This window comes from Enorma timonensis, from assembly GCF_000321165.1.
GTDB lineage: Bacteria > Actinomycetota > Coriobacteriia > Coriobacteriales > Coriobacteriaceae > Enorma.
This window is the reverse complement of record NZ_CAPF01000034.1, coordinates 1-4,414: the sequence shown is the minus strand read 5'-3', so window position 1 is coordinate 4,414 and position 4,414 is coordinate 1. Positions and strand designations below refer to the sequence as shown.

The 4,414-nt window shown below is 71.9% G+C and carries 2 protein-coding genes; both read left to right on the top strand.

Annotation, left to right across the window (positions count from 1 at the left end; all coding sequences use genetic code 11):
- A partial coding sequence (locus tag BN423_RS03875; RefSeq protein WP_019238952.1) for a PD-(D/E)XK nuclease family protein occupies nucleotides 1-1,355 on the top strand: 1,355 nt, incomplete at its 5' end.
- On the top strand, nucleotides 1,355-4,414 hold a 3,060-nt coding region (locus BN423_RS03870; protein WP_019238951.1), incomplete at its 3' end, for a UvrD-helicase domain-containing protein. The genes BN423_RS03875 and BN423_RS03870, both read left to right, overlap by 1 nt.

Below are 4,414 nucleotides of genomic sequence, written 5' to 3'. Positions count from 1 at the left end.
CCTCGGCCACGCCCGCGGAGCGGCAGCGCGTCACGGTGCGCCGGGCGCTCGCGGGCGGCCGCGCGGGCACGCTCGCCTACGTGGCGCGCACGCGCGAGGGCGAGGAGGTGTTTCCCGCGTTCGCCCTCGACGAGCTCAAAAACGCCCTCGGTGCGGGGGCGGCCGTGGTCGCGGGCCTGCCCACCGAGTACGCGCTCGCGCAGAACCTCGACCCGTCGGGCGGGGAGGGGCTCGCGCTCGAGACGGTCTCGTGTACGCCGGCGCACGCCCTGCCCCGGCACCTCGCGCCCTACCTCTACCTGCCCGACATGGTCTGGCGCGGCGCGGTCGTCCCACGGCGCTTCTCCGCGTCGAGCATCGAGGCGTACCTCTCCTGCCCCTACAAGTGGCTCGTGACGAACCGCGCCCGCTCGAAGCGGCTGGACGCGGCGTTCGGCCCCATCGAGCGCGGGAACTTCGTCCACGACATCATGCAGCGCTTCCATGAGCGGCTCATCGAAGCGGGGCTCATGCGCGTGACGCCGGAGAACGTGGAGCGCGCGCTCGAGCTCATGCGCGCCTCCTTCGAGGAGCTCAAGGCCGACCACGCGCGCGGCAAGTTCACGCACGGCAAGTACGCGCGGCAGGGCGCGGCGCGCGTGCGCTCGCCCTACGTGCCCCTGGGCGAGCTCGAGCGCTCGCGGCTCGCGAGCGTGCTTCCCATGCTCGAGGGCGTGGTGCGCGCCGAGGCGGACATGCTCCCCATCTTCACGCCGGAGCTGTTCGAGTACTCCTTCGATGCCGCCGACCTGCGCTATGCGGGAAGGCCCCTGGGCGGCCGCATCGACCGCATCGATGTGGCGCCCGACGCGGGCTCGGGCGAGCGCTTCGTGGTCATCGACTACAAGACGGGTGGCAGCGATGCCGATATGGCGTCCCCCGACCCCACGGCGCGCGAGGATGCCGAGGCCGAGGTGAGCACGTGGATCCCCGGGCGCGACCGGGACAAGGCCCCGGTGGTGCAGACCCTCATCTACGCCCAGGCGTACCGGCGCATCGCGCACGCCTCGCCTCAGGGCGCGGCCTACCTCATCACGCGCGGCCCCAAGGTCGCCGCCATGGTGGACGAGGCGCTCACCTCCATGGAGCCGCCGGCCTTCCCCTCGGGCAGGGTGTATGCCTTCCCCGACCTCCCCGCGCCGGGCAAGAAATCGAAGAAGCCCGAGGGCACGCTCGGCTTCACCGAGATGCTCGATGCGGTGGAGGCAGGCATCGCCGAGGAGCTCGACCGGCTCGAGGCGGGCGAGATCGCCCCCGCCCCGGCCAAGGATTCCTGCAAGTACTGCCCGATCAAGATGTGCGAGAAGAGGCGCTGATGGCCGGTATCACCCTAGACCCCAAGCAGGCACGGATCGTGCAGACGCTCGAAGGCCCGGTCTTCGTCTCGGCGGGCGCGGGCGCGGGCAAGACGCTCGTCCTCACCCAGCGCGTGCTCAACGCCCTGAAGCCCGGCTCGAAGCCGCGCGCTCAATGGGCGGACCCCGATGTGCCCGAGCCGTTCCTCGAGAGCATCGACCAGGTGCTCGCGATCACGTTCACCACGAAGGCGGCGCAGGAGCTCAAGATGCGCGTGCGCCGCGCGCTCACCGAGGAGGGCATGGAGGCCCAGGCGGAGCGCGTCGAGGACGCCTGGTTCTCCACCATCCACAGCATGTGCTCGCGCATCATCCGCGCCCATGCGCTCGACCTCGGCGTCGACCCCGCGTTCGAGATGGCGGACTACGCCGACGACCTCAAGCGCACCGCCGTCGAGCGCGTGCTGGCGAACGCCGGCGACGCGCATGCCGAGCTGCTCCGCCGCTTCAAGGTGGAGCCGGATTCCCCGGGCAGCCTCGCCGTCAACAGCCTCATGGGCATCCTCTTCGCGATCCTGAACAAGGTCTCCTCCTCCACGGGCGGGCTCGAGCAGTTCCAGCAGGTGGTGCCGAAGCCCTCGTACCGCCGCCTGTACGAGGCGTACCGCGACATCGCGGAGACCCCCGCCTTCAAGAACGCCGCCGCGGCGCGCGAGGCGGTCGAGGCAATCGAGGCCTACCTCGCCTCGCCGCGCGACCTGCCGGCGCTGCGCGCCTGCTACGCCGCCTGCGGCACGCTGAACAAGCGCGTGGCGGGCGCGGAGAAGGAGTTCGTGGACGAGGTGCGCCAAGCCCGCGCGCAGTTCTTCGCCGAGGCCTACCTCGCCGCCAACGCCGCTGCCCTCGACGACCTCATGCCGCTCGCCGCCGAGGTGCAGGAGGCCTACCGCGCCCTCAAGCGCGAGCGCAACGTGCTCGATAACGACGACCTGCTCCAGATCGCCTACGACGCCCTGAAACACAACCCCGTCGTGCGCGCCGAGTTCGCGGGCAGGTTCAAGATGGTGATGGTCGACGAGTTCCAGGACACCGCGCAGCAGCAGGTGGAGCTCGTGAACCTGCTGTGCAGCCCGGACGGGCGCGAGCTGTGCACCGTGGGCGACGCGCAGCAGTCCATCTACCGCTTCCGCGGCGCCGACGTCTCGGTGTTCCGCGCCAAGGCGGCCGCGGTGTCCGGAGCGGGGACCGTGCTCGACCTCGACGTGAACTTCCGCAGCCATGCCCAGATCCTCGAGTTCGCCGACCGCATCTTCCAGGGCGGCGCGGAGAACCGCCTGGGCCATGACTTCCTGCACCTCGAGTCGTGCGGCGAAGAGGTGCGCGCCGCTGCGCTCGCCAAGAAGGGCGGGGTCCATGTGATGCGCAGCCCGGACCTGTCGCGCCGCCAGGCCGTGCTCGTGGTGGGCGGCACCACCGAGGAGCGCGCCCAGGCGAAGGCAGAGGCGATCGCCGAGCGCTTCCGCCGCCTCCGCGACGAGGAGGGGTTCGCCCCCGGCGACATGGTCATCATCATGTCGAAGATGACGACCGCCGACGTCTACGCCCGCGCGGTGCGCGCGGCTGGCATGCCCTGCGTGATCTCCGGCGGCTCCTCGGTGTTCCCCAAGGCGCCCGAGGTAGGGGTCATGCTCGCGCTCACCGCGTTCCTCGCCGACCCCGAGGACGGCGAGCAGGGCATCACGCCGCTCATCACCTCGCCGCTCTTCGAGTTCGGGGCGACCGAGCTCCTGGCGGTCGGCACGCAGTGGAACGCCGAGGCGGGCATCAGGGACGCGCGCACCATCACGGGCGATGCGCTCGTCCGCGGCGAGATCCTCGAGGACTTCCTGCCGCTGCCGCTCCTCGACCGCGCGCGGGAGATCCTCGGTCGCGCCCTCGCGCGCGTCGGGCGCGACCGCATGAGCGCCATCGTGCGCGACGTGGTGAACGAATCCGGATGGCTCGCCCGCCTCGAGCGGGGCGGCGCCGAGGACCGCGCCGTCGCCGCGAACGTGCTCAAGGTGATGGCGATCATCGAGGACGAGGAGCGGGGCAGGGAGTTCTCGCCGCGGCTCGTCGCCCGCGCGGTCGCGAACCACGTCGCGCATATCAAGGAGACGCCCGCCGCGCTCTCCGGCGGCGACGAGGACGCGGTGCACATCATGACCATCCACGCCTCGAAGGGCCTGGAGTACCCGGTCGTCGCGGTGGTCGAGAGCGACGGGATCCGCGTGAACGCGGACTGCTTCGCCACGCTCGATGAGGGCGGCCGAACGCTCTGGGCGGCGCGCCCCAACCTCCCCGAGCTCGACGTGGACGCCCAGATGGCCGCGGCGAAGGACCTCGTGCTCGACGAGGAGGTCACCCAGGCGCCCGATACGGCGGCGGAGGCCTTCACGTACATGCGCCGCGCCTCCGACGCCCTCGATTACGAGGAGGCGGCGCGCAAGCTCTACGTGGCGATCACGCGCGCCCGCGAGGTGGTGATCCTCGCCATGGGGGCGAAGCGCGCCACCGAGCTCGAGCCCGGGAGCCGCACCTCGCTCGTGGGGGAGGTGCTCGCGCGGATCCTCCCCGCCGACCGCGAGAACGGCGGCCTGCCGGACCTGGGCGCGGACCGCCTGGATTTCGCCGACGCCCACGCCGGCGATTACCAGCTCGTGCTGCTCGAGGACATGAAGTATCCCTCCACGAGCAAGAAGAAGCGCCCGTGCGTGGAATTCAAGGCCGAGGACTACCCGCTTCGAGCCGCGCCCTCGGAGTCCGAGGCCGCTGCGGAGGCGTCCGCGGCCGAGGATGCGGGAGAGGATCCGGACGTTCCGCGCGAGGTCGTGCTCGCGCGCCCGGCGGCCGTGGAGCTGCGTATCCTGCCCGCCCAGCCGGCGGCGCGCGACTCGTATAGCTACAGTTCGATGGCGGCTGCGCTCCATGCCGAGGGCGAGGACCGTCGCCCGGACGCGGCGGGGGATGAGGCCGACCTGCCCGGGGGCGTCCCGCGCGCCGATGCGCCCGGCAGCAGCGCCGCCGGCCGCGGCGCCGAG